The 24096-nt window shown below is 64.4% G+C and carries 22 protein-coding genes; 9 read left to right on the top strand and 13 right to left on the bottom strand.

Going from position 1 to position 24096, the window contains the following annotated elements; genetic code table 11:
- Nucleotides 1-37: 37 nt before the first annotated feature.
- Nucleotides 38-1378 carry a DUF445 domain-containing protein gene (locus tag VFH65_RS25940; protein ID WP_353325507.1) on the bottom strand — a complete coding sequence of 447 codons (1341 nt, stop codon included), beginning with the start codon at nt 1376-1378 and terminating at the stop codon, nt 38-40.
- 105 nt (nt 1379-1483) lie between these two features.
- Between VFH65_RS25940 and VFH65_RS25935 the strand changes: the two genes are divergently transcribed.
- The 3 genes from VFH65_RS25935 (at nt 1484) to VFH65_RS25925 (ending at nt 3997) form a co-directional block, all read left to right on the top strand.
- Complete coding sequence (locus tag VFH65_RS25935) at nt 1484-2191, top strand: TetR/AcrR family transcriptional regulator (RefSeq protein WP_353325505.1); 708 nt, start codon at nt 1484-1486, stop codon at nt 2189-2191.
- A gap of 13 nt (nt 2192-2204) precedes the next feature.
- Entirely contained in the window at nt 2205-3041 is an 837-nt protein-coding gene (locus VFH65_RS25930; protein WP_353325503.1) for a polyphosphate kinase 2 family protein, read from the top strand.
- 104 nt (nt 3042-3145) lie between these two features.
- Complete coding sequence (locus tag VFH65_RS25925; RefSeq protein ID WP_353325502.1) at nt 3146-3997, top strand: endonuclease domain-containing protein; 852 nt, start codon at nt 3146-3148, stop codon at nt 3995-3997.
- On the opposite strand, the gene VFH65_RS25920 is transcribed toward VFH65_RS25925, so the two are convergent.
- The 4 genes from VFH65_RS25920 to VFH65_RS25905 all read right to left on the bottom strand — a co-directional run bounded on the left by VFH65_RS25920 (nt 3974) and on the right by VFH65_RS25905 (nt 8308).
- Nucleotides 3974-4870 (bottom strand): cyclopropane mycolic acid synthase family methyltransferase, encoded by an 897-nt coding sequence (locus VFH65_RS25920; protein ID WP_353325500.1) that lies wholly within the window; start codon nt 4868-4870, stop codon nt 3974-3976. The two genes, VFH65_RS25925 and VFH65_RS25920, sit on opposite strands and share 24 nt — an antisense overlap.
- Before the next feature lie 105 nt (nt 4871-4975).
- Nucleotides 4976-5836 carry a 3-hydroxybutyryl-CoA dehydrogenase gene (locus tag VFH65_RS25915; protein WP_353325498.1) on the bottom strand — a complete coding sequence of 287 codons (861 nt, stop codon included), beginning with the start codon at nt 5834-5836 and terminating at the stop codon, nt 4976-4978.
- An 85-nt stretch (nt 5837-5921) separates the two neighbouring features.
- Nucleotides 5922-7208, bottom strand: coding sequence for an isocitrate lyase (gene aceA / locus VFH65_RS25910; RefSeq protein WP_353325497.1), 1287 nt, complete (start codon nt 7206-7208; stop codon nt 5922-5924).
- A 263-nt stretch (nt 7209-7471) separates the two neighbouring features.
- The gene (locus tag VFH65_RS25905) at nt 7472-8308 is read right to left on the bottom strand and encodes an acyl-[acyl-carrier-protein] thioesterase (RefSeq protein ID WP_353325495.1); all 837 of its coding nucleotides are present in this window, start codon (nt 8306-8308) and stop codon (nt 7472-7474) included.
- A 59-nt stretch (nt 8309-8367) separates the two neighbouring features.
- Here VFH65_RS25905 and ramB point away from each other — a divergent pair, with 59 nt between their 5' ends.
- Both ramB and VFH65_RS25895 read left to right on the top strand, forming a co-directional pair.
- The gene (gene ramB / locus VFH65_RS25900; RefSeq protein WP_353325493.1) at nt 8368-9783 is read left to right on the top strand and encodes an acetate metabolism transcriptional regulator RamB; all 1416 of its coding nucleotides are present in this window, start codon (nt 8368-8370) and stop codon (nt 9781-9783) included.
- Nucleotides 9780-10328 carry a carboxymuconolactone decarboxylase family protein gene (locus VFH65_RS25895; RefSeq protein ID WP_353325492.1) on the top strand — a complete coding sequence of 183 codons (549 nt, stop codon included), beginning with the start codon at nt 9780-9782 and terminating at the stop codon, nt 10326-10328. Before ramB ends, VFH65_RS25895 begins: the two co-directional genes overlap by 4 nt.
- 11 nt (nt 10329-10339) lie before the next feature.
- Here the strand turns inward: VFH65_RS25895 and VFH65_RS25890 are convergent, their stop codons facing one another.
- The 7 genes from VFH65_RS25890 to adh form a co-directional block, all read right to left on the bottom strand.
- Nucleotides 10340-10498, bottom strand: a complete 159-nt coding sequence (locus VFH65_RS25890; protein ID WP_353325490.1) for a hypothetical protein — start codon at nt 10496-10498, stop codon at nt 10340-10342.
- A 228-nt stretch (nt 10499-10726) separates the two neighbouring features.
- Nucleotides 10727-10996: a hypothetical protein gene (locus VFH65_RS25885; RefSeq protein WP_353325488.1), complete on the bottom strand. Its 270-nt coding sequence runs from the start codon at nt 10994-10996 to the stop codon at nt 10727-10729.
- Complete coding sequence (lpdA, locus tag VFH65_RS25880) at nt 10993-12387, bottom strand: dihydrolipoyl dehydrogenase (protein ID WP_353325486.1); 1395 nt, start codon at nt 12385-12387, stop codon at nt 10993-10995. The genes VFH65_RS25885 and lpdA overlap by 4 nt, the downstream gene beginning before the upstream one ends.
- Before the next feature lie 10 nt (nt 12388-12397).
- The gene (locus VFH65_RS25875; protein WP_353325484.1) at nt 12398-12886 is read right to left on the bottom strand and encodes a hypothetical protein; all 489 of its coding nucleotides are present in this window, start codon (nt 12884-12886) and stop codon (nt 12398-12400) included.
- The gene (locus VFH65_RS25870) at nt 12879-13157 is read right to left on the bottom strand and encodes a putative holin (protein WP_353325482.1); all 279 of its coding nucleotides are present in this window, start codon (nt 13155-13157) and stop codon (nt 12879-12881) included. Before VFH65_RS25870 ends, VFH65_RS25875 begins: the two co-directional genes overlap by 8 nt.
- Nucleotides 13158-13184: 27 nt before the next feature.
- A complete protein-coding gene (locus VFH65_RS25865; RefSeq protein ID WP_353325480.1) occupies nt 13185-13676 on the bottom strand; it encodes a DUF779 domain-containing protein in 492 nt (163 codons plus the stop codon).
- A 2-nt stretch (nt 13677-13678) separates the two neighbouring features.
- Nucleotides 13679-15202 carry an aldehyde dehydrogenase gene (gene adh / locus VFH65_RS25860; RefSeq protein ID WP_353325478.1) on the bottom strand — a complete coding sequence of 508 codons (1524 nt, stop codon included), beginning with the start codon at nt 15200-15202 and terminating at the stop codon, nt 13679-13681.
- A gap of 74 nt (nt 15203-15276) precedes the next feature.
- Between adh and VFH65_RS25855 the strand changes: the two genes are divergently transcribed.
- Complete coding sequence (locus tag VFH65_RS25855) at nt 15277-17316, top strand: prolyl oligopeptidase family serine peptidase (RefSeq protein WP_414688510.1); 2040 nt, start codon at nt 15277-15279, stop codon at nt 17314-17316.
- A gap of 32 nt (nt 17317-17348) precedes the next feature.
- Nucleotides 17349-18014, top strand: coding sequence for a class I SAM-dependent methyltransferase (locus VFH65_RS25850; RefSeq protein WP_353325474.1), 666 nt, complete (start codon nt 17349-17351; stop codon nt 18012-18014).
- Nucleotides 18015-18023: 9 nt separating this feature from the next.
- Here the strand turns inward: VFH65_RS25850 and VFH65_RS25845 are convergent, their stop codons facing one another.
- Nucleotides 18024-19079, bottom strand: a complete 1056-nt coding sequence (locus VFH65_RS25845) for a dihydrodipicolinate reductase (RefSeq protein WP_353325472.1) — start codon at nt 19077-19079, stop codon at nt 18024-18026.
- A 254-nt stretch (nt 19080-19333) separates the two neighbouring features.
- On the opposite strand from VFH65_RS25845, the gene VFH65_RS25840 reads away from it, so the two are divergent.
- Both VFH65_RS25840 and VFH65_RS25835 read left to right on the top strand, forming a co-directional pair.
- Nucleotides 19334-23566 (top strand): TIR domain-containing protein, encoded by a 4233-nt coding sequence (locus VFH65_RS25840; RefSeq protein ID WP_353325470.1) that lies wholly within the window; start codon nt 19334-19336, stop codon nt 23564-23566.
- Nucleotides 23567-23611: 45 nt separating this feature from the next.
- The coding region (locus VFH65_RS25835) for an enoyl-CoA hydratase-related protein (RefSeq protein WP_353325468.1) at nt 23612-24096 on the top strand (485 nt) is incomplete at its 3' end.

Below are 24096 nucleotides of genomic sequence, written 5' to 3'. Positions count from 1 at the left end.
CGGGGTGCTAACTTTTGCAAGCACTAGTTAGCGCAGGTCAGAAGAGTAGCTGGGCTACCGAATAGATGATCAGGCCCGCCAGCGCGCCCACCACGGTGCCGTTGATGCGGATGAATTGCAGGTCACGGCCGACGTGTAGCTCGATGCGGCGGCTGGCCTCGTCAGCGTCCCACCGCTCGATGGTCTCGGTGATGATCGCTGTGATCTCCACCCCATATTCGGCGACCAGGTGTTGAGCCGCCCGGATGATCCAGTTGTCGACCTTGTCGCGCAGGTCGGCGTCGTCGCGTAGCGACTCACCGACGTGCACGACCGAGTCGGCGATGCGGGTGCGCAACGCCGACGACGGGTCATCGACGGACTCGAGAATGATGCGCTTGGCCGCGGTCCACGCGGTCTCGGCGGCCCTGGCGACCTCGTCGCGGGCCATGATCTGTTCTTTGACGTTCTCGGCGCGCTGAATCGTCGCATCGTCGTTCTGCAGGTCGTCGGCGAACTCGAACAGGAACCGGGTGGCCGAGCGCCGCAGTTCGTGGTCGGGGTTGCGGCGCACCTTGTCGGTGAAGTCCATCAGCTCGCGGTGGATGCGGTCCCCGACAAGGTGGTCGACCCAGCGTGGCGACCAGGTGGGCGAATCGCGCTCGACCACGCGCTCGATGATGTCGCCCGCGTTGAGCGACCACTGGAACGCCCGGTCGGCGAGCAGCTGCAGCAGCGCTTCCTGACGGTGCTCTTCCAGCAGCGAGGCCAGGACCCGGCCGATCGGTGGTCCCCACTGTGGCTCGGCGACGCGTTTGACGATCATCCGGTCCAGCACGTGCTGGACGTCCTCGTCGCGCAGCATTTCCACGAGCACTCGCAAGACAGTCGACGTCTCGGCGGCGACCCGTTCGGCGTGGGTGGGCTCCGACAGCCATTTGCCGAGGCGCCCGGCGACCTGCGCATCGCGCAGCTTGGCCTCGACGACCTGCGGCGACATGAAGTTCTCGCGCACGAAGGCGCCGAGGCCCTCGCCGAGCTGGTCCTTTTTGCGCTTGATGATCGCGGTGTGCGGGATGGGGATGCCCAGCGGATGTTTGAACAACGCGGTGACCGCGAACCAGTCGGCCATCGCGCCGACCATGCCGGCTTCTGCGGCGGCCCTGACGTATCCGACCCACTGCGCGGCGCCGTCGGCCTGGGCCCAGCTGCAGAGCAGGAAGACGATCGTGGCACCGACGAGGAACGACAGCGCGACGACTTTCATCCGTCGCAGCCCGCGCAGACGCTCGGCATCGGCCGCACTGTCGGCACCTGCCAGCGACTCAGCGAAGCTCGCTCGCGCAGCGGGCGGCAGAGCCGTCACGGCGCGCTCGCCGACGTTGGGTCTGTGTGCCACTCCACCATCATCCGCTACGACGCCACCATCGGTCCGGTCCGACAACCCTCGCAGTCAAGATCGCCCGTAGTATCAAGGGGGACTAGGGAACGGATCACGGCGATAGTGGCACAACAGACCCAGGCAGTGGCGGTCAAGACCGATGGACGCAAACGGCGCTGGCACCAGCACAAGGTGGAGCGCCGCAACGAGCTAGTCGATGGCACCCTCGAGGCCATCCGGCGGCGCGGCAGCAACGTCAGCATGGACGAGATCGCGGCCGAAATCGGAGTGTCCAAGACGGTGTTGTACCGCTACTTCGTCGACAAGAACGACCTGACGACCGCGGTGATGATGCGGTTCGCGCAGACCACCTTGATCCCGAACATGGCCGCGGCGCTCTCGTCGAACCTGGACGGCTACGACCTCACCCGCGAAATCATCCGGGTTTACGTCGACACCGTCGCCAATGAGCCGGAGACGTACCGGTTCGTGATGACCAACAACTCGGCGAGCAAGAACAAGGTGGTCGCCGATTCCGAGCAGATCATCGCCCGCATGCTCGCCGTCATGCTGCGCCGCCGGATGGTGGAGGTCGGCATGGACACCGGAGGCGCCGAACCGTGGGCTTTCCACATCGTCGGAGGGGTGCAACTGGCCACGCACTCGTGGATGTCCAACCCGCGGATGGGCGCCGACGAGCTGATCGACTATCTGACGATGCTGTCGTGGAGTGCACTGTGCGGCATCGTCGAGGTCGGCGGGTCGTTGGAGAAATTCCGGCAAGCACTGCATCCGTCGCCCATCGTGCCGCCGCGGTTAGTCGAGCGATGACCACACTTCAACGATGAGCGAGATCCCGGCCCAGCTGACGTTCCGCCCGGGCGACAAGGTCGCCGATATCGCTACCAGTGCCACGCCCGGTTTTTCGGGGACCAAGAGCGACGCTTCGAAAGTCCAGGCCGAGCGCAGCGAGCACCTGGCCGAACTGCAGGAGATGCTCTACGCCAACAACAAGGCGGCCGACGACAAGCGCTCCATTCTGCTGGTGCTTCAGGGTATGGACGCCGCAGGCAAGGGCGGAATCGTCAAACACGTTGTGGGCTCGGTCAATCCGATGGGGGTGCGCTACACCAGCTTCGGCAAGCCGACGGAGGAGGAGCTGGCCCATGACTACCTGTGGCGAATCCGCAACGCCCTGCCGCCGGCCGGTCACATCGGGGTGTTCGACCGCTCGCACTACGAGGATGTGCTGATCGTCCGGGTGCACAACCTGGTACCGCCGGACGTCTGGGGTGCCCGGTATGACGAAATCAACGCGTTTGAGCGCGAACTCGTCGACGGCGGCACAACTCTGGTCAAGGTGGCGATGTTCATCTCGCTCGACGAGCAGAAGGAGCAGCTGCTCGAGCGGCTGGACGATCCGACCAAGCATTGGAAGTACAACCCTGGCGACATCGACGAGCGGCTGGTGTGGCCGCAGTACCAGGAGGCGTACCAGGCGGTGCTCGACCGCACCTCGACCGACTACGCGCCGTGGCACGTCGTACCTTGCGACAAGAGGTGGTACAGCCGGCTGGCGGTCACGGAGCTACTCATCGAAGCGCTTGAAGGCCTCAACTTGTCTTGGCCTTCAGCAGATTTCGACGTGGAGGCCGAGAAGAAACGGCTCCTTGAGTCCTGAGCCCCAGCGTGCGTCGAGCGTCGGATATATGACGAATTTCGCGCTGTTTTCATCATATTTCCGACGCTCGGGAACCGATTGGTCGGCTTGCGCGCCATAACTGTGTGCAGGACATCATCGTCGGGAGTGAGGCGCTCGCCGCTGGCTTGGTCACGCGCCAGACGCTGCGCACTAAATACGTCAAGCTCCACTACAACGTCTACGCGCCGGTCGGCCTCAAGCTCGACGCGACCGACCGGGCAAGAGCGGCATGGCTGTGGTCGCGCCGCAGGGCCACTCTCGTCGGGCATTCGGCTGCCGCGGTGCATGGCACGCAATGGCTGCCCATCGACGCGCCGGCAGAACTGGCGCATGCCAACCAGCCGTCACCGCCGGGCATCGTCATCCACCGCGGAACCATCACCGACGACGAGGTGTGCCTACGCGCCAGCATCGACTGCTCGACGCCGGCTCGCACGGCCTACGACATCGGCCGGCGCGTGCTCGGCGACGCCGCGATCGTCAGGATCGACGCCTTACTCAATGCGACCCGATGCACGGTAACGGAGGTCGAACGAATTGCCGCGCGCTATCCAGGTGCCCGCGGCATCCGTCGGCTACGCACCGTGTTGGACCTCGCCGACGGCGGCGCGGAATCTCCAAAGGAGACCGAGTTGCGTCTGCTGCTGGTCCGCGACAGACTGCCGCGGCCGGTCACGCAGATCCTCGTCGTGAAGCAGGGCCACAAACCGCGACGCATCGATATGGGATGGCCGCAGTGGAAGATCGGCGTCGAGTACGACGGCGAGCAACACTTCACCAACCCCGATGACTATGCTGACGATATCGAGCGGCTGGAATTCCTTGCCGCACAAGGCTGGATCATCGTGCGGGTCAGCTCGCGTCAGCTGCACTACCAGCCGCGGGCAGTCGTGCGACGGGTGCGTGACGCGCTAACCCGACGTGGCTCCCTCTGAGCCCTTCACCAGGGTGAACTGCCCGACATTGGTGATGCCACGACGGAAAAAGTCGGCGCAACCGGTCAGGTACCGCTGGTAGCGGTCGTAGACCTCTTCGGAGGTGAGGGCGATGGCCTCATCCCGCCGGGCGGCGAGGTTGTCCGCCCACATGTCCAGCGTGCGAGCGTAGTGCGGGCGCAGCAGGTGGATTCTCTCCACGGAGAAATTTGCGTCCTGCGAGAATTCGACGATATCTTCTCGCGCCGGCAACTGTCCGCCAGGGAATATTTCTTTGCCGATGAATTGCATGAACTTCAAATCACTGATGGTCAGCTTCACGCCATTGTCGCGGAAATACTTCTGAGTGTGTGCCAATATCGTGTGCAGCAACATTCGGCCGTCGCTGGGCAGGATCTCGTGGGCCTTTTCAAAGAACGCCGAGTAGCGCTCCTTCTTGAAGGCCTCGAACGCGCCGATGCTGACAATGCGGTCGACCGGTTCGTCGAACTCCTCCCAGCCCTGCAGCCGCACCTCGACCGACCGCGTCGTCGACACCTTCGCAAGCCTTGCGCGCGTATACTCAGATTGGTTGCGGCTCAATGTGATTCCGATCACATTGACGTCGTACTTGTCCAACGCCAACTGCAGCGCACCGCCCCAGCCGCAGCCGATGTCAAGCAGCGTCATGCCCGGCTTGAGGTCCAGCTTGCTCAACGCGAGGTCGAACTTCGCCACCTGGGCCTGGTCCAATGACATGTCGTCCTGTGCGAAGTAGGCGCATGTGTAGCCCATTGTCGGGCCTAAGAACAAAGCAAAGAAGTCGTCCGATATGTCGTAAATCGACTGCGATTCTTCGTAGAACGGCTCAAGCGTGGAACGGACTTGCGACATGTAATAGCTACCCTCGTGTCTACCTACAGACGAACGGGTAGGTGAATAAGCCCCGTACCCGGAAGGAAGCGTATCTAACTGGCGCGTGTCGTGCCAACGTACGTGTTAGTACTTGTAGAAACCCTGACCAGATTTCTTGCCGAGCTGACCCGCCTCGACCATACGAAGCAGCAGCGGTGGGGCGGCATACAGGGGTTCCTTGAACTCCTCGAACATCTTGTCCGCGATCAGCTTCAGCGTGTCGAGTCCGACGAGGTCGGACAACCGCAGCGGCCCCATCGGATGAGACAGCCCGGCGACGACGGCCTTGTCGACGTCTTCAACGGTGGCGAAGCCGGCCTCGACCATCCGAACCGCCGACAACAGGTACGGCACCAACAATGCGTTGACGACGAAGCCCGACCGGTCGGAGCACCGCACCACCTGCTTGCCCAGCACCGAACTCGCAAACTGCTCGGTCCGTGCCACGGCCGCGTCGGAGGTGACCAGTGTGCTGACCAATTCCACCAGCGGTAGCACCGGCACCGGGTTGAAGAAGTGCAGGCCGAGCACGCGACCCGGATTCTGGGTCGCGGCAGCGATTTTCATGATGGGGATGCTCGACGTGTTCGACGCCAGCACAGCGTCGGGATCGGTGATCAGCGAGTCCAGCTCGGCGAAGATCTCGCCCTTCACGGAGGCGTCCTCGATGACGGCCTCGATGACGAGCTGCCGATCGGACAGATCGGCCAGGCTCGTGGTGAACTTCAACCTGCCCAGCGCCGCAGAGCGCTCACGCTCGGTGACCTTGCCGGCGCTCACGCCCCGCTCCAGCGATTTGGTGACGCGAGCCTTGCCCGCGGTGGTCAGCGCCTCGGTGGGCTCGTAGACGATGACGTCCACGCCCGCCCTGGCGGACACCTCGGCGATGCCTGCGCCCATCTGCCCCGCGCCGATCACGCCTACTCGTTCAATGGGATTGCTCACTGCTGAACTTCCTCTCACAAGCGTCAGGCCCCGCCCAACACTTCCTGGGCGGGGCCTGCGCTTCAACCTATAGGGTCGCTGCGACCTAGTGGAACTGTCCCTCTTCGGTCGAACCAGTCAGAGCCGTCGTCGACGACGTCGGGTCCACCGTGGTGGCGATCCGATCGAAGTAGCCGGCGCCGACCTCGCGCTGGTGCTTCGTCGCGGTGTAACCCCGCTCCTCGGCGGCGAATTCGCGCTCCTGCAGCTCGACGTACGCGCTCATCTGGTTGCGGGCATAGCCGTAGGCCAGATCGAACATCGAGTAGTTCAGGGCGTGGAAGCCGGCCAGCGTGATGAACTGGAACTTGAAGCCCATCGCACCGAGCTCCTTCTGGAACTTCGCGATCGTCGAATCGTCCAGGTGCTTCTTCCAGTTGAACGACGGCGAGCAGTTGTACGCCAGCATCTGGTCCGGGAACTCGGACTGAACGCCCTCGGCGAACTTCTTGGCCAGTTCGAGGTCCGGCGTGCCCGTCTCCATCCAGATCAGGTCGGAGTACGGCGCGTAGGCCTTGGCGCGGGCGATGCAGGGCTCCAGCCCGTTCTTCACCCGGTAGAAGCCTTCCTTGGTCCGCTCGCCGGTGATGAACGGCTGATCGCGTTCGTCGACGTCGGAGGTGATCAGCGTGGCCGCCTCGGCGTCGGTGCGGGCGATCACGACGGTCGGCACGTCGGCGACGTCAGACGCCAACCGCGCCGAGGTCAGCGTGCGGATGTGCTGCTGGGTCGGGATCAGCACCTTGCCACCGAGGTGACCACACTTCTTCTCCGAGGCCAGCTGATCTTCCCAGTGCGACCCCGCGACGCCTGCGGCGATCATCGCCTTCTGCAGCTCGTAGACGTTCAGCGCGCCACCGAAACCGGCCTCGCCATCGGCGACGATCGGCGCCAGCCAGTTCTCCACCGATCGGTCGCCCTCGACCTTGGCGATCTCGTCGGCGCGCAGCAGCGCGTTGTTGATCCGGCGCACCACCTGCGGCACCGAGTTGGCCGGGTACAGGCTCTGGTCGGGGTAGGTGTGGCCGGACAGGTTCGCGTCACCTGCGACCTGCCAACCCGACAGGTAGATGGCCTTCAAGCCGGCGCGGACCTGCTGCACAGCCATGTTGCCGGTCAGCGCGCCGAGCGCGTTGACGAACTCCATGTCGTGCAGCTGCTCCCACAGCACCTCGGCACCGCGGCGGGCCAGCGTGGCCTCCTCGACTACAGAGCCCTGCAGGGCCACCACATCGGCGGGGGTGTAGGTGCGGGTGATGCCCTTCCACCGCGGGTTGGTGTCCCAGTCGTGCTGGATCTGTTCGGGTGACTTCGGCGTGCCAACGGTTGACATTGGTGCTCCTTTGTTTGCAAGTCGCTGTGGCGTAGCGAGCCTCATTGGTTGTTAACGCCGCAGCACCTTCACTTGTGTGCTAACTCGAGGATGCACTACGGCATATCCGCAGGTCTACCCGTTTCACTTGCGAATGTTCGCCAACACGTCGACTTAACTTGCGAAGGTTGCGAATCGGCTAACGCCTTGACCGTTACAGTAGCTACTCGCCGGTAGGGCGGTTTTCGCTGGTCAGTACGCCCGTACTGTTAAAGCTGACAGGGTCAGAGGGCGAAGATGCACGCGACGGCTTTGGTCTCGTCGCCGACCGCATATGTGAGCGTTGTAACAGCGCGATCCGCCAGTTCAGTACCGAATTGCTCGGTGGATCCGGCGGGATGCACGTGCGAAATGATCTCAAGCTTGTCGCCGAGAGCCACCGGCGCATCGTGTTCGATCGTCACCCGGATCGGCTTGTGCAGCAGTTCGGGCTTACTGAACAGGTAGTCCTCTACCACGCTCCAGTACACGGAGTTGTTCATGTGGTCGAAGATGTCGATGTCGCTGACGCGCACCGGGTACTCGCGGATCTGTGAGGCGTCCTCGCGACTGCCGGCCTTCAGATATGCCTTCCACCGCAGCCGGTCGACGCTGGTGGTGCGCTGCAGGCCTTCGATGAAGTCATCGGCGATGCGGGCAGGGCCCTGGGTTTCGCGGTTGATGTTGATCCAGAACGCCTCGGATTCGAGTAATCCGCGGCCTCGCACCCCGTCTATGCGCACCCGCATCTCGCACCATCGGTTCGAGGTGCCGGAGCACCACCGGCGCAGCCGCAGCATGTCCTGGAACTCGATCGGCTTGATCAGGTCGATCATGGTGCGCCGCACGATCCACAGCGGATGGCTCTCCTCGAAGCCGAGTTCGCGGAGGTGATCAGAGCCGATGTCTTGGATGTGCCGGGTGGCCGCGTCGAACCGCAGCCTGCCCTCGCGGTCGATGTCGGCGACGCGCAGCGGCCACTGCCTGTCGAAGACGTCTGGGTGCGGGTCAGGTACGGGCATCATCGCCTTCGCCAGGCCCGTTGCTGCTCCCCCGGTGCTCACGGCTCCCGATCCTGCCATAGCACCCGATATGCCAACAATGCGAAGCGCTTCTTCGCATTGTTGTTAGGCTCTCTGACGTGGCAAAAACGTTCGTCGGATCGCGGGTGCGCCAGCTGCGCAGCGAACGGGGATTCAGCCAGGCGGCGCTGGCGCAGATGCTCGAGATCTCACCGAGCTACCTCAATCAAATCGAACACGACGTGCGGCCGTTGACCGTCGCCGTGCTGTTGCGGATCACCGAGGTGTTCGGCGTCGACGCGACGTTCTTCGCCTCGCAGGACGACACCCGCCTGGTTGCCGAGTTGCGCGAAGTGACCATGGATCGCGATCTCGACATCGACGTCGACCTTGCCGAGGTCGCCGACATGGTCGGCTCACACCCGGCGCTGGCCAAGGCGATGGTCAACCTGCACCGGCGCTATCGGCTCACCACCACACAGCTGGCGGCGGCCACCGAGGACAGATACTCCGACGGCAGCGGCACCGGGTCGATCACGATGCCGCACGAAGAGGTGCGCGACTACTTCTATCAGCGGCAGAACTATCTGCACGAACTGGACACCGCGGCCGAGGATCTCACCGTCAGGATGCGCATGCACCGGGGCGACCTGGCCGGCGAGCTGGCCGATCGGCTGCAGATCGTGCACGGCGTCAACATCGTCAGGCGCATCGATCTGGGCGACACGGTGCTGCACCGCTACGACCCCGCGAGCAAGACCTTGGAGATCAGCGGCCACCTGTCGTCGGGACAAACGGTGTTCAAGATGGCTGCCGAGTTGGCGTATCTGGAGTTCGGCGACCTCATCGACAAGCTGGTGGAAGAGGGCAAGTTCACCAGCGAGGAATCGACCACGTTGGCCCGGCTGGGTCTGGCCAACTACTTTGCGGCCGCAACGGTGTTGCCGTACCGGCAGTTCCACGACGTCGCAGAGAACTTCCGGTACGACATCGAACGGCTGTCGGCGTTCTACTCGGTCAGCTTCGAGACGATCGGTCACCGCCTCTCGACGCTGCAGCGGCCGTCGATGCGTGGCGTGCCGTTCTCGTTCATCCGCGTCGACCGTGCCGGCAACATGTCGAAACGCCAGTCCGCCACCGGTTTTCACTTCTCGTCCTCCGGTGGCACCTGCCCGCTGTGGAATGTCTACGAGACGTTCGCCAATCCCGGCAAGATCCTGGTTCAGATCGCGCAGATGCCCGACGGCCGCAATTACATGTGGGTGGCGCGCACGGTGGAGCGACGGGCGTCGCGCTATGGTCAGCCGGGTAAGACGTTCGCGATCGGCCTTGGCTGCGAACTTCGGCACGCGCCGCGGCTGGTCTACTCGGAGGGACTCGACTTGACCGGTGACAACGCCACGCCGATCGGGGCGGGCTGCCGAGTCTGCGAGCGCGACAACTGTCCGCAACGGGCGTTTCCCGCACTTGGGCGTGCACTGGACATCAACGAGCACCGCAGCACCGTGTCGCCTTATCTGGTGAAACAGCCATGACGGAAACAGCGCCTGCGCGCATCCCTCCCGGCGGCTTTCGCGAGCTGGGGCCGATCAACTGGGCCATCGCGAAGATCGGCGCGCGAGGCATCCGCGCTCCGAAGTTCCATTTGTTCAACGTGCTCGGCCAGCACCGGCTGCTGTTCTTGGCCTGGCTGCCGTTCTCCGGATACCTGCTCTACGCGGGCAAGCTGTCGCGCAAGGACGCCGAACTGGTGATCCTGCGTGTGGGCCATCTCCGTGACTGCGAGTACGAGCTACAGCAGCATCGCCGGCTGGCCAAGAGCCGAGGGGTTGACTCCGAGCTTCAGGCCAAGATCTTCGAAGGCCCCGACGCCGAAGGACTCACCGAACGGCAGCGTGTGCTGATCACGGCGACCGACGAGTTCGTCATCACCCGCTCGATGTCACCCGAGACCTGGGCGGCGCTGTCGGACCAACTGACCAAGCCGCAGCTCATCGAATTCTGCACGCTGGCAGGACAATACGATGCGCTGGCCGCCACTATGGCGACGCTGAAGATACCGCTGGACTTCCCTGACTAACGCTGGTCCGCCTACGTGCGGGCCAGTTGGTTTGCCGTCCAGACCCACACCGCGTAGGCGGCCGACATCGCGATGCTGTCGACCTCAGCATCGTCGCCACCGAGCTCCCGGACTTGATTTCCGATTGCCTGGCGAATCAGGTCGACAGATGTCATAAGCGGATCGCCCACCGTACGCCTCCAATGCCCAACGGCCTCGATGCAGGAGCGTCGTCGCACAGCAAAGAAGAAGGCATAGCGACTCGACCTGGATCGCGCACTCTAATCTCGCCCTTGCTGGCGAGTTCAACATCTTCCAACGTACCAGGCAAATAATTAGGCCAGCTAGCGTAATGACGGCCGGGGTCCGTGAGATCGCGCATCACGTCGCGCGAAAGTGACGCGCGCCACACAGATGGGCTACAGGTAGGTCACGCCCAGCACGGTCAGCGACAAGAACACCGGAGATACGGGCAGGGCCAAGAGGAACGCCGCCCAAACTTCGGACTTGCGCCGGTAGGAGCGCCAGCCGAGCGCCGCCGACGCCGCGCCGACCACGAAGGACACCGCGGCAACGACCAACACCCAGCTGCTGACGGTCCGCGTCGCGCCCGCAGCGGAAATGCCGGCCAGCCACAGGATGTGGCCGACCACCAATCCGCCGACACCGGCGACCCAGATGGCTCTCAAAAGTTGATCATGTGGCCGGCCAGGCCGTGGAAGCATTCCTGCAGGGCTTCTGACAGCGTCGGGTGGGTGTGCACGTTGCGGGCCAGCTCGTTGACGGTCAGATCCCACTTCTGCGCCAAGGTCAGCTCCGGCAGCAGCTCGGACACATCGTGACCGATCAGGTGACCGCCAAGCAGCTCGCCGTACTTGCCGTCGGCGATGAGCTTGACGAACCCGCTGGGGTCGCCGAGCCCGTGCGCCTTACCGTTCGCGGTGAGCGGGAACTTCGCGACCTTGACGTCGTAGCCCTCGTCGCGGGCCTGCTCCTCGGTCAGCCCAAAGCTGGCGACCTGCGGCTGGCAGAATGTCGCGCGGGGCATCATCCGGTAGTCGCCGAGCGCCAAAGTCTCTGCGCCAGCGATAGTTTCGGCCGCGACGACGCCCTGCGCCTCGGCGACGTGGGCCAGCTGCAGCAGGCCGGTGACATCGCCGATGGCGTAGATGTGCGGCACGTTGGTTCGCAAGTAGTCGTCGACCCCAATTGCCTTGCGTTCGGTCAACTTAACGCCTGCAGCCTCCAGCCCGAAGCCCTCGACATTGGGCGCGAAGCCGATGGCCTGCAGCACCTTGTCGGCCTTGATCTCCTCGGACTTGCCGTCCTTGCTCACCCGGACGGTAGCCGTCGACCCATCATCCTGGATCGACTCCACCTTGGTGCCCGTGAGCACCTTGACGCCGAGCTTCTTGAACTGCTTCTCGATCTCCTTGGACACCTCGGCGTCCTCGTTGGGCAGCGCCCGCGGCAGGAACTCGACGATGGTGACGTCGACGCCGAAGTTCTTCAGCACGTACCCGAACTCCATACCGATCGCACCGGCTCCGGCGATCACGATGGACTTGGGCAGCTCGCGGGAGAGGATCTGCTCCTCGTAGGTGACCACGTTCTCCGACAGCGAGGTGCCGGGCACCAACCGGGTGCTGCTGCCGGTGGCGATGATCGCGTTGTCGAACGTGACGGTCTCGGTGCCGCCCTCGTTGAGGTCGACCTCGAGTGTGTTGGCGTCCTTGAACTTCCCGTAGCCGTGGATCTCGGTGATTTTGTTCTTCTTCATCAGGAAGTGCACACCGGCCACGCGACCGTCGGCGACCTTACGGCTGCGGTCGAAAGCGGCGCCGTAGTCCATGCTGGGCTCGCCGCTGATGCCAAATGTCTTGGCTTCCTTGGTGATGATGTGGGATAGCTCGGCGTTGCGCAGCAGCGACTTGGAGGGAATGCAGCCGACGTTGAGGCATACCCCGCCCCAATACTTGGGTTCGACGACTGCGGTGTTCAGCCCGAGTTGGGCGGCGCGAATGGCTGCGACGTATCCGCCGGGGCCAGCTCCGAGAACGACGACGTCATAGTGGGTCACCCAGCCAACCCTAGTAGGGGACAACCCCCAGCAGGCAGCGGCCCACGACATCGCAGAAGTACATGCCGTGCAGCACCGCGGCGGCGCCGACCGCCGCTAGCGGCGCGGACATCAGCGCGACGGACAGCCCGGAAACCAGCGGCTTGTTCTGCACCATCGCGGTGATCAGGCCGCCAACGGTGCACACGACGAGGAAGAGCAGCACAACGAAGACGGATGGCGTCTTGTCGAGGGAGTGGAACCACCAGTAGTACAGGCCAACCCCGGCGGCAGCCGCGACGACCCACACCCCGGCCACGACGAGGACGAACGTCCATCGCTTGAGGTACTGGTAGGCACCCGGCACGACGATCGACTGGGCCGGGGTCGGCAGCGGCTCCGACGGCGGATCCTCGATGGCGACGGCACCCGGCGCCGCGGGGAACTCGCCGGTGAAGGTGGGTAAGAACGGCGACGTCGGATCGCCGGACAGGGTGTCGTGGTCTCGCTGGTCAGGCACCGTGGGCCACCTGAATTACGACGAGCACGCCGAACCACCCCGGCGCGATGGCGAGGATGAACGCGCCCAGCGTCGTCACCCAGCGTCTCCCCGACAGCAGGATGGTCAGCATCCCGATCGCGCTCGGTATACCGACGACAAGCGCGATGACGACATCGGGCCGGATGGCGGCGTCGACCAACAGGGTCGAGGCGATCCCGACGATCAACCCGACCGCGGCGCCGACGAGCATCGCACTGGTCAGCAACCACGCGCGTGGCAGCGGTATCACACCTGGAAGGTTAACGCGATCTGCGCGCTAGTCCTTTGTGCCACGCCCCGCGGGAACCGGACAAGCATCGACGGCTTCGGCGACGATGTGCGTGCCGTTCTGCGCGGGGCGGGTGCCGGTGGCGTAGTCGGCGCCGGTGACCGGTGGTTGTTGCGCCAGGGCCTGGTTCTCAATGTCGGTGAACGCGCGGCCGCGGGACAGAAACCGCATACCTTCAGGGGCTTCGACGCTGAATCCGCCGCCGCGGCCCGGCACGACGTCGATCACCAGTTGGGTGTGTTTCCACGCCTCGTACTGCGGGCCGGAGATCCATACGGGCACCCCGTCGCCGACGTCGAGCACGGCCAGCAGGATGTCGCGGTCCCCGACCAGGAACTCGCCGTCGGGGTAACACATCGGCGAGGACCCGTCGCAGCAGCCGCCCGACTGGTGAAACATCAACGCGCCGTGCCGGTCCGCCAGCTTGGCCAGCAGGTCCGCGGCGGCCTGGGTGATCAACGCCCGACTCGGCACCTCCATCTTTAGAAGAAGCCCTGGGCCTTGTTGCTGTAGGAGACGAGCAGGTTCTTGGTCTGCTGGTAGTGGTCGAGCATCATCTTGTGATTCTCGCGGCCGATTCCGGACTGCTTGTAGCCGCCGAAGGCCGCGTGTGCGGGGTAGGCGTGGTAGCAGTTGGTCCATACCCGGCCGGCTTTGATGTCGCGGCCGGCGCGGTAGGCGGTGTTGCCGTCACGGCTCCACACCCCGGCACCCAGGCCGTAGAGCGTGTCGTTGGCGATGCTGATGGCGTCGTCGTAGTCCTTGAACGACGTCACGGCCACCACCGGCCCGAAGATCTCCTCCTGGAAGATCCGCATCTTGTTGTGGCCTTCGAAGATGGTGGGCTGCACGTAGTAGCCGCCGTTGAGATCGCCGCCGAGCTGCGCGCGCTCACCGCCGGTGACGACCCTGGCGCCTTCATCTTTGCCGATCTCGATGTAGGACAACACCTTTTCGAGCTGGTCGTTGGAGGCCTGGCTGCCGATCATCGTTTCGGTGTCCAGCGGGTCGCCCTGGCGCACGGCCTTGGTGCGGATCGCGGCCAGCTCCAGGAACTGGTCGTAGATGTCGGCCTGGACCAGGCTGCGCGACGGGCACGTGCACACTTCGCCCTGGTTGAGGGCGAACATGGTGAAGCCCTCCAGCGCCTTGTCCTGGAAGTCATCTCCTGCGGCCATCACGTCGGAGAAGAAGATGTTGGGGCTTTTGCCGCCCAGTTCCAGCGTGACCGGGATCAGGTTCTGCGACGCGTACTGCATGATCAGCCGGCCGGTGGTGGTCTCGCCGGTGAACGCGATCTTGGCGATGCGGTTCGAGGACGCCAGCGGCTTGCCGGCTTCGAAGCCGAAGCCGTTGACCACGTTGAGCACACCCGCGGGCAGCAGATCACCGATCAGGCTCATCAAATACAGGATCGACGCCGGGGTCTGCTCGGCGGGTTTGAGCACGACGGCGTTGCCCGCGGCAAGAGCCGGCGCGAGTTTCCAGGTGGCCATCAGGATCGGGAAGTTCCACGGGATGATCTGGCCGACCACGCCGAGCGGTTCGTGGAAGTGATAGGCCACGGTGTCGTCGTCGATCTGCGACAGCGAACCCTCCTGCGCGCGGATGGCGCCGGCGAAATAGCGGAAGTGGTCGACCGCCAACGGAATGTCGGCGGCCAGCGTCTCGCGGATCGGCTTGCCGTTGTCCCACGCCTCAGCCAGGGCCAGCGACTCGAGGTTCTCCTCGATGCGGTCGGCGATCTTGTTGAGGACGTTGGCGCGCTCGCCAGGTGCGGTCTTGCCCCATGCGGTGGCGGCGCCGTGGGCGGCGTCGAGCGCCTTGTCGATGTCGGCCTCGCTCGAACGCGGTATCTCGGTGAACGGCTGCCCGGTCACCGGCGTCAGGTCCTCGAAGTACTCACCACCTACCGGCGGCACCCACTCCCCGCCGATGAAATTGCCGTACCGCGACTCGTACGACATCAGAGCGTCCGCTGCACCGGGACGGGCGTAAATGGTCATCGTGATCCCTCGGGTCAGTTAGGCGAATCGGTGTAACCGAGCTCACACTACGCCCGCCCGCCAGAATGGTTCTCGTGGACGACGACCCCTACCTCTGGCTTGAAGACATCACCGGCGACGACGCGCTGGACTGGGTGCGAAAGCACAATGAACCAACGCTGACCGAGTTCACAAGCAGCGTGGGGGCACCTCCCGCTTGCGGGGGACGGTTCGAGCAGATGCGCGCCGAGGCGCTGGAGGTGCTCGACACCGACGCCCGGATTCCGTACGTCCGACGCCGCGGCGACTACCTGTACAACTTCTGGCGCGATGCGGCCAACCCGCGCGGGTTGTGGCGCCGCACGACGCTGGACAGTTATCGCACCGAGGAGCCCGAGTGGGACGTCGTCATCGACGTCGATGCGCTCGCGGAGGCCGACGACGCGAACTGGGTGTGGGCCGGCGCCGACGTCATCGAGCCTGACCACACGCTCGCGCTGATCAGCCTGTCGCGCGGCGGCTCAGATGCGGCGATTGTACGCGAATTCGACATGCGCACACGGTCATTCGTTACCGGAGGCTTTGAGCTGCCCGAGGCCAAGACGCAGATCAGCTGGGAGGACGAAAACACCGTCCTGCTCGGCACTGATTTCGGTGACGGCTCGCTGACCGAGTCCGGGTATCCGCGGCTGGTCAAGCGCTGGCGCCGCGGACAGCCGCTCGACGACGCCCAGACGCTGTTCAGCGGCGCGGACACCGATGTCATCGTGGCGGCATCGGTGGACCGCACACCGGGATTCGAGCGGACGGTGCTGCACCGCGCCGTCGACTTCTTCAACGACGAGGTCTACGAACTTCGCGGCGACGAACTGATCCGTATCGATGCACCGAGCGACGCGACGGTCTCGGTGCACCGCGACTGGCTGCTGATCGAGCTGCGCACCGACTGGTACACCGGCTCCGCCCAGTACACGGCCGGCTCGCTGCTGGCCGCCGATTACTCTGAATTCCTTGCCGGTACAGCGCAATTGCATGTCGTTTTCGAACCTGACGAACACACCAGCCTGAATCACTACGCGTGGACGCTCGACAAGTTGATCGTGGTGACACTGGCCGACGTGGCCAGCCGAGTCGAGGTGCTGACGCCCGGGTCGTGGGCGGCCCAACCAGTGCCAGGCATACCGGAGAACACCAATACGGTGATCGCGGCTGTCGATCATCTTGGCGACGAAATCTTCTTGGATTCAAGCGGTTTCGATACGCCGTCCCGGTTGCTGTACGGCGCTGCTGGCGGCGAGCTGCAGGAGATCAAGCGGGCGCCGTCGTTCTTCGATGCAGCCGACCTCGTCGTCACTCAACATTTCGCGACCTCGGACGACGGCACGGCAATTCCCTACTTCGTGGTCGGTCACCAACACGTCGAAGCGCCAGGCCCCACACTGCTGGGCGGCTACGGCGGCTTCGAGGTCGCCAGGACTCCTGGCTATGACGGTGTGCTGGGCCGACTGTGGCTGTCCCGTGGCGGAACGTATGTGCTTGCCAACATCCGTGGCGGCGGCGAGTACGGACCGACGTGGCACACGCAGGCCATGCGGGAAGGCCGGCATTTGGTGGCCGAGGACTTCGCCGCTGTGGCAAGGGATCTAGTGGATCGCGGCATCACCACCGTCGAACAGCTTGCGGCGCAAGGCGGTTCCAACGGTGGCCTGCTGATGGGCATCATGTTGACGCAGTATCCAGAATTGTTCGGCGCTCTGGTCTGCAGTGTGCCGCTGTTGGACATGCGGCGATTCCACCTGCTGCTGGCTGGTGCGTCGTGGGTCGCCGAGTACGGCGATCCCGACGAACCCGACGATTGGGCGTTCATCTCGAAATATTCGCCGTATCAGAACATCTCAGCGGATCGACGGTATCCGCCGGTGCTTATCACCACGTCCACCCGCGACGACCGGGTGCATCCGGGACACGCCCGCAAGATGACAGCGGCGCTGGAAGCGGTCGGCCATCCCGTGCATTACTACGAGAACATCGAAGGTGGGCACGCCGGGGCGGCCGACAACGCGCAGACGGCATTCAGGTCGGCGCTGATATTCGAGTTCCTGCACCGGACACTGGGCAAAGAGACGCAGGGTTGACCGCCCGTGCGCATGGGCGGGATGGTTGAGTCATGGCCGATGTGAGCGGGACCTGGAACGAAAGCGCGATCGGTAGGTTTGGCGGCGCAGCTTATGACTTTGTCGCCGAGCGCGAATGGCTGGCAAGGCCCGGCGGGTTTGCATTATGGGGCACCGACACCCGCTTGTTATTCGACAATATGCGCAAGCTGGGCGCCCTGCCCGATGGCACTACGGTGTTGGATGTCCCGTGCGGCGGAGGAATCGCGTTGCGTGGCCTGCGCGCGGACCAACAAGTGCGGTATGTGGCCGCGGACATCTCATCAGACATGCTGGCGCGGGCCAGGAGACGGGCCTCCGCGATGGGCCGCGCCGATATTGAGTTCACCGAAGCGAATATCGAGCGGATGCCGTTCGGCGACAACGAGTTCGACTTGTGCGTGTCGTTCAATGGCCTGCACTGTCTGCCGGACCCAGCGGCGGCGGTCCGGGAGATCGCGCGCTGCCTGCGAACTGACGGCCGCCTTATCGGCGACGCTGTCGTCCGCGGCGCCGGATGGCGGCAGGACCTGATCATCGGGGCGTTCCAGCGCGCGGGGCTCTTCGGGCCTGGCGGCAGTATCGACGATCTGCACGACTGGCTGGCGGGCGCCGGGCTGCGGATTGAATTTCTGCGGCAGTCAGGCGCTTTGGTCCACTTCGACGCGATCCGCGGCTGACCTGATCGCTCACTGACTGGCCAGCACCCCGCGGCCGACGATCATCGGAAGGTCAAGGAAAGTCCGGATTCCCGGGGCTGCGGCGCACACCGGCGCGATCGCGTGCACGGCATGCATCGCCGTGCCAAGGCAACCTTGATCTGTCTCGTCCTCCCCGTGGGTGGCTATCTGGGAATCCAGCACCATCGACGGCCGGCCCTCGACGGTCACCTTCCAGCCGCGGCCGGTCGGCCAGTCGGGCGCCTGGTCGTCACCGAGGCGGGTGATGTGCTCGACGGTGAGCGCCGGCCGGCCGTCGATGACAGCTGTGTAGCCGAATCGCTGCGCGGAGACCGTACCCGACTCGATGCGGCCCGCCTTGATGTCGAAAGCCGCATCGGCGACGGCGATCTCTCGGTGATAGACGAAGTCGTCGATCGTGGCACCGAGCCCGTCGGCGACAAGCATCAGCGGTGCACGGAACGTGACGCCCGCAATGGCCGCGTCGGCCATGGGAACGGGTTCGTCGGGACGCTTGCCGAATCCCATGATGTCGAAGAGCATGTCGGCGCTGTCGTAGGTGGTGTAGTCCATCAGCTCTTGAACCAGTAGCGAGTCGATCCGCTGGAATAGGCCCGACATCGTCAGTGGCAGCACCTCGGCGGCCCAGCCCGGCTCGATACCGGTGGCGTGGAAGGACGTCCGGCCCTCAGCGCATGCCGACTCGAGCCGTTCAACCACCTTCTCGCCAAGGCTCAGTGGATAGATCAGACCGGTGACGGCCGTCGACACCACGTTCTTGCCAGACGCGAGAAGCCGGCAGATGTCGTCGACGGCGCCCTTCGGGTTCATCTCACCCTGCGGCATGTAGAGCACGCAGTCCGCGTCGAGCGCGACGATGTCGTCGGGATTGTCGGTTGCGACGACACCGATGTCGCCGATTCCGCAGATGCCCCCGACGTCGCGGCCGGCCTTCGCGCCGCTGTAGACCAGCGCGCCGACGAGCTCGAGATCGGGATGATCGTGGACCGCGGCGACGGCATGCCGGCCGACCGATCCGGTCGCCCACTGGATGACGCGCAACATGCTGTGAAAGTTACGGTAAGGACGACGGTTTGTCTGCGGAACCTCGATCCATAGGTAGCGGAATCGCCGGCCCGTCACGAAGGTCTGCATTTGCAGGTAGCCGGCTACTCTAGCCCGCCCGTTTTATGACAGTCAGGCTTGCGACGTGGCCAGCGAACAAATCAGGCAATTTGCTCCAGAACCGGCCCACTCGCTTGACACTGGTGAAGTGAGCCCACGGCGGGTTGCTGCCTTTGATCTAGTCGGGTGATCGTGTGCGTGTATTCATCAGCCATTCCAGCCGCAATAACAACGAGGCCGCGGCCGTAAAGAAATGGCTCATCGAGAACGAGCCCAGCCTCGAGAACGAGATCTTCCTCGACTTCACCGATACCGGGATCGAGGCCGGACAGCGTTGGAAGGAAGCGCTGCGTCAGGCCAGCAACCGGTGCGAAGCGGTGATCTGCCTGCTCTCGCAGCACTGGGAGAACTCCGCACACTGCAAGGCCGAGTACCTCTACGCAGAAGACCTGCGAAAGACCATCGTGGCCGCGCGCCTGGAACCGTCGGACAACAGCTCCATCACTTCGGAATGGCAGCGCTGCGACCTGTTCGCCAATGGGTCCGAGGTCGAAACCATCACCCTCGAGTCCGGTGACTCGGTCCAGTTCTCCAAGGACGGCCTGGAACGGCTGCTCGTGGGCCTTCGAGCCCTCGGAATGGGGACGGACTACTTCCCATGGCCTCCGCCAGATGATCGGGACCGTCCCCCCTACCGCGGGTGGGCCTCGCTGGACAGGCACGACGCCGCGGTCTTCTTCGGCCGCGACGCCCAGATCGTCCGGGGCCTGGACGCGTTGCGGGGCATGCGTGTTGCCGGCGTGGAGACGATGCTCGTCATCCAGGGACCGTCGGGCGCAGGAAAGTCGGCGTTTCTGCGAGCGGGGCTGCTTCCCCGGCTGTACAAGGATGATCGCCGCTTCCTGCCGCTGGAAGTCATCCGTCCGGAGCGAGCCGTTCTCACTGGCGACCATGGCCTGGCCAACGCGATCTGCGAGGTGCGCAAGAGAGTCGGCCTTGATGGCCCCGAACTGGGCGACATCAGGCGCGCCTGCACGCCCGACAAAGCCGAGCAGTTGCAAACCTGGCTAGAAGAGGCTCGACAAGCCGCGAAGGCGCGACTGATCGCTCCGGATCCGCGGCAGGCGGCGCCGACGCTGGTGCTTCCGCTGGATCAGGCCGAGGAGTTGTTCCAGATCACGTCGACGTCCGAGGCCGACCCGTTCCTCAGCATCGTCGCCGACCTGCTCAGGTGCCGAGACGGTGTGGCTCCGACGCTGCTGCTGGTCGTCACAATCCGCGCCGACAGCTACGAGCCACTGCACTCGGCACCGCAGCTGGCCGGGGTGGCAAGCCGGTCGTTCAACGACCTCAAGGAAATGCCGCCGGGGCAGTTCAAGGAAGTCATCGAGGGACCCGCCAAACGCGCCTCAGATGCCGGGCTGCCCTTGACGATTGAGCCTGCGCTGACCGAGCAGTTGATGAAGGATGCACCCACCGCCGACGGGCTGCCGTTGCTCGCACTGACATTGGAACGGCTATGCGCGGAATACGGCGGCGACGGCGATCTGACGCTTGACGAGTACACGCGGATGGGCGGCCTCAAGCGCATCGTTCAGACCGAGGTCGACAAGATCCTCGGAGATGACCCCGAGCTACGAAAGGCGCGCCTGGACATCCTGCGCGAGGCGTTCGTCCCGTCGCTGGCGTCCATCAACCTGGACAGCAGCCGGCCGGGGCGCCGCATCGCTCGCCTGAAGGATCTTCCGCCCGAAAGTCATGAACTCATCGACGCTTTCGTGGAGAAACGCCTACTTGTCCGAAAGAAGCTTCGCGGCGAGGTCTACATCGAAGTCGCACTGGAAAGCCTGCTGCGCCAGTGGAAGGAGCTGGCCGGCTGGCTGCGGATCGAGAGCCAGGACCTCAAATTCGCTGAGCGCATTCGGCTCCTGGCCAAGGATTGGCGCGACCGTGGAAGCCTCGACAGCGACCTCGCGCTGCGCGGCACCCGGCTCCTCGAGGCCGAGAAGCTCGCTGCGAAGGGCCACTACTTCACCGGTTGGAACGACCCCGCCAACGACTACTTGAAGGCCTGTCGCCGCCGTGAGAACGAACTGGTCGAAGAAGAACAGCAGCGCCACGCCAAGGAATTACAGGCGGCGCAGGACAAACAAATCACTGCAGAACTTCACGCGGCCCAAATAGGAAGGAGCAGAAAGCGATTCGTCATAGCGACGGCAGCCGCCGTGGTGGTGGCTCTTGTCGCGGCTGGCATCGGCTGGTATGCGGTCGACGCGAAAGGCAAGGCTGTCGAAGCTGAACGTACTGCCGTCGACGCCAAACGCGCCGCTGACGAGCAATTCCATCAGGCCACCGCCATGCGCCTGGTTTTCGAAGGCCGCGACATGCTGAACAACGAGCGCAACGGCGGCGATTTCCGTGCGCTGCAACAGATCCTGGCAGCGCCGCAAGTCGCGCCGCCAGGCGATTCGGCTTGGCTGTTCCACGCGGTCATCGCACGCCGCGACATGCGAAAACTCATCCAGACGAACCACGCCGTTACCAGCGTTGCGGCAAGCGCCGACGGCGAGCGCTTCGCCACCGGCAGCTGGGATGGCACAGTCCGAGTTTGGACCACGACAACGGGAAAGCAGGTCGGCGAGGACATCGACACCGGCCATGGACCCGTCTGGAGCGTGGGCTACGCCCGCGAGAAGGTCGTCACCGGCAGTAATGACGGCACGATCCAGATTTGGGATCCGGCCACTGGCCAGTCGACGCCCCTGCGGGTGTCCGAGGCGGGTGCCCCGGTACGGAGTCTCGCCGTCAGTTCTGATGGGCAGTACATCGTGTCGGCCAGCACCGACCGAACCATGCGGATATGGGACGCGACAACGGCGCGGCAAGTCGGGAATGACATCGATACCGGCCCTTCGAAGCTGATGAGCGTGGCGATGAGCGGGAAAACCATTGTCACTGGGAGTGAAGACGGCACCGTCCAGCAGTGGGACCGGGACAGTAAGCAGCCCATCGGCGTACGGATGAACGCCGGTCAAGGACCGGTTTGGAGCGTCGCATTCAGCCCGCTCGGTGACCGCATCGCCACTGCAGGTCAGGGAGACAACGTGTGGCTGTGGCATGCGACGGACGGCACGCGCGCCGCCACATCGATTCCCCACCGGGGCGGCGTCTGGACGGTGGCGTTCAGCCCCAATGGTGACCGCGTCGCCACCGGAGGTGTCGACGATGACGCCGTGCGGCTGTGGGATACCCAGACCGGCAAACTTGTCGGCACACTGTCAGGACACGGCCTAGATGTCAAAGCGGTGACCTTCGCAGGGGACAGTGTCGTCTCGGTCAGCGATGACCGCAGCGTCCGGATTTGGGACGCACCAAACATGGCGCCATCCACCCAGTCCAAAGAAGACCCGGGCCTACATGTGCTGAACTTGGCCTTCTCAGGCGACCAGATCGTCTCGGTGACCGCGAACGGCACTGTCCAGGCGTGGGACCGCTCCGGTACGCCCGTCGGGCGGCCCTTCACGGCGGAATCAGGAGGCCGTTCGGCACCTGTATTACGTAGTGATGGAGCACTTTTGGCGACCGCTACCAACCAAGGCACCGTGCAGGCATGGGAGGTACCGGAAGGCGATCCGGCCGGCCCTTCGATTCCCATGGCGCAAGGCGATGTCACCACGCTGGCGTTCCGGGGCGAACGGATCGTTGCCCGCGGAAGTGGCGAGGATGCGCTACGACAATGGAACCTCACCGGCGGAGCACCCGAGGGCGAACCCATCCAGGTAGGCGAAAACTCCGTCACCGCACTGGCTTTCAGCCATGACGGTCGTCGCGTTGCTGTTGCCCAGGACGGCGCCAAGGTGTCAGTGTGGGACGCGACGAACGGCACACCGATCACGACAACGCCCATGATCGGCGACCACGATCCCAACCTCGACGATCGCAGAGTAACAAGTGTCGCATTCAGTCATGACGGTGCTCGCGTGATAACCGGCGCAAGCGGCGACGACACTGTGCGAGTGTGGGATGCGCAGAGCGGCAGGCTGATCGGTCAACCCATCACCGGACATCAGAGAAACGTCACCAGCGTCGCATTCAGTCCTGACGGGCGGTACATCGTGTCCGGCGCGCAGGACAACAGCGTGCGCTTATGGGACGCGAACAACCAGCAGCCGGTCGGCCCGAAACTGCCGGTATACAAATCGGCACCCAGCGTGGCGTTCAGCCCTGACGGTCGGCTCATCGTTGCCGGCTTGCTCGACGGCACCATCCGGACCTGGCCAGGACCGGCGGTGTGGCCGGCCGAGCTGTGCGACAAGCTCACTCACACGATGAACCCGGATCAGTGGGCCGATTGGGTCGCCGACAGTATCGACTACGAACCGGTCTGTGACGGGCTGGAAGCCCAGCCGGACAACAACGGCTCCTGATCGACCACGCTTGACTTCCGAAGTCGAAGTGACTCGACTTCTGCTATGCCGACCTCCTCCACCAGTCAGCCACCGCAGTTCGAGACCCTGCTCTACAAGACGGATGGTCCGGTGGCCATCGTCACCTTGAACCGTCCTGAGCACCTCAACACCATCGTCCCGCCGATGCCTGACGAGATCGAACAGGCGATCGGGCTCGCCGAACGCGACCCAAACATCAAAGTCATCGTGCTGCGCGGCGCCGGCCGCGCCTTTTCCGGCGGCTACGACTTCGGTGAGGGATTCAAGCACTGGGGCGACGCGATGAACACCGACGGGCGCTGGGACCCTGGCAAGGACTTCGCCATGGTCAGCGCCCGCGAGACCGGCCCGACCCAGAAGTTCATGGCGATCTGGCGCGCGTCCAAACCCGTCATCGCCCAGGTGCACGGCTGGTGCGTCGGCGGCGCGAGCGATTACGCCCTGTGCGCCGACATCGTCATCGCCAGCGACGACGCCGTGATCGGCACGCCGTATGCCCGCATGTGGGG

Source organism: Mycobacterium sp. (assembly GCF_035697385.1).
In the GTDB taxonomy this organism is placed as follows: domain Bacteria; phylum Actinomycetota; class Actinomycetes; order Mycobacteriales; family Mycobacteriaceae; genus Mycobacterium.
The sequence above is the reverse complement of the archived record's forward strand: the minus strand, read 5'-3'. Positions and strand labels throughout refer to the sequence as shown.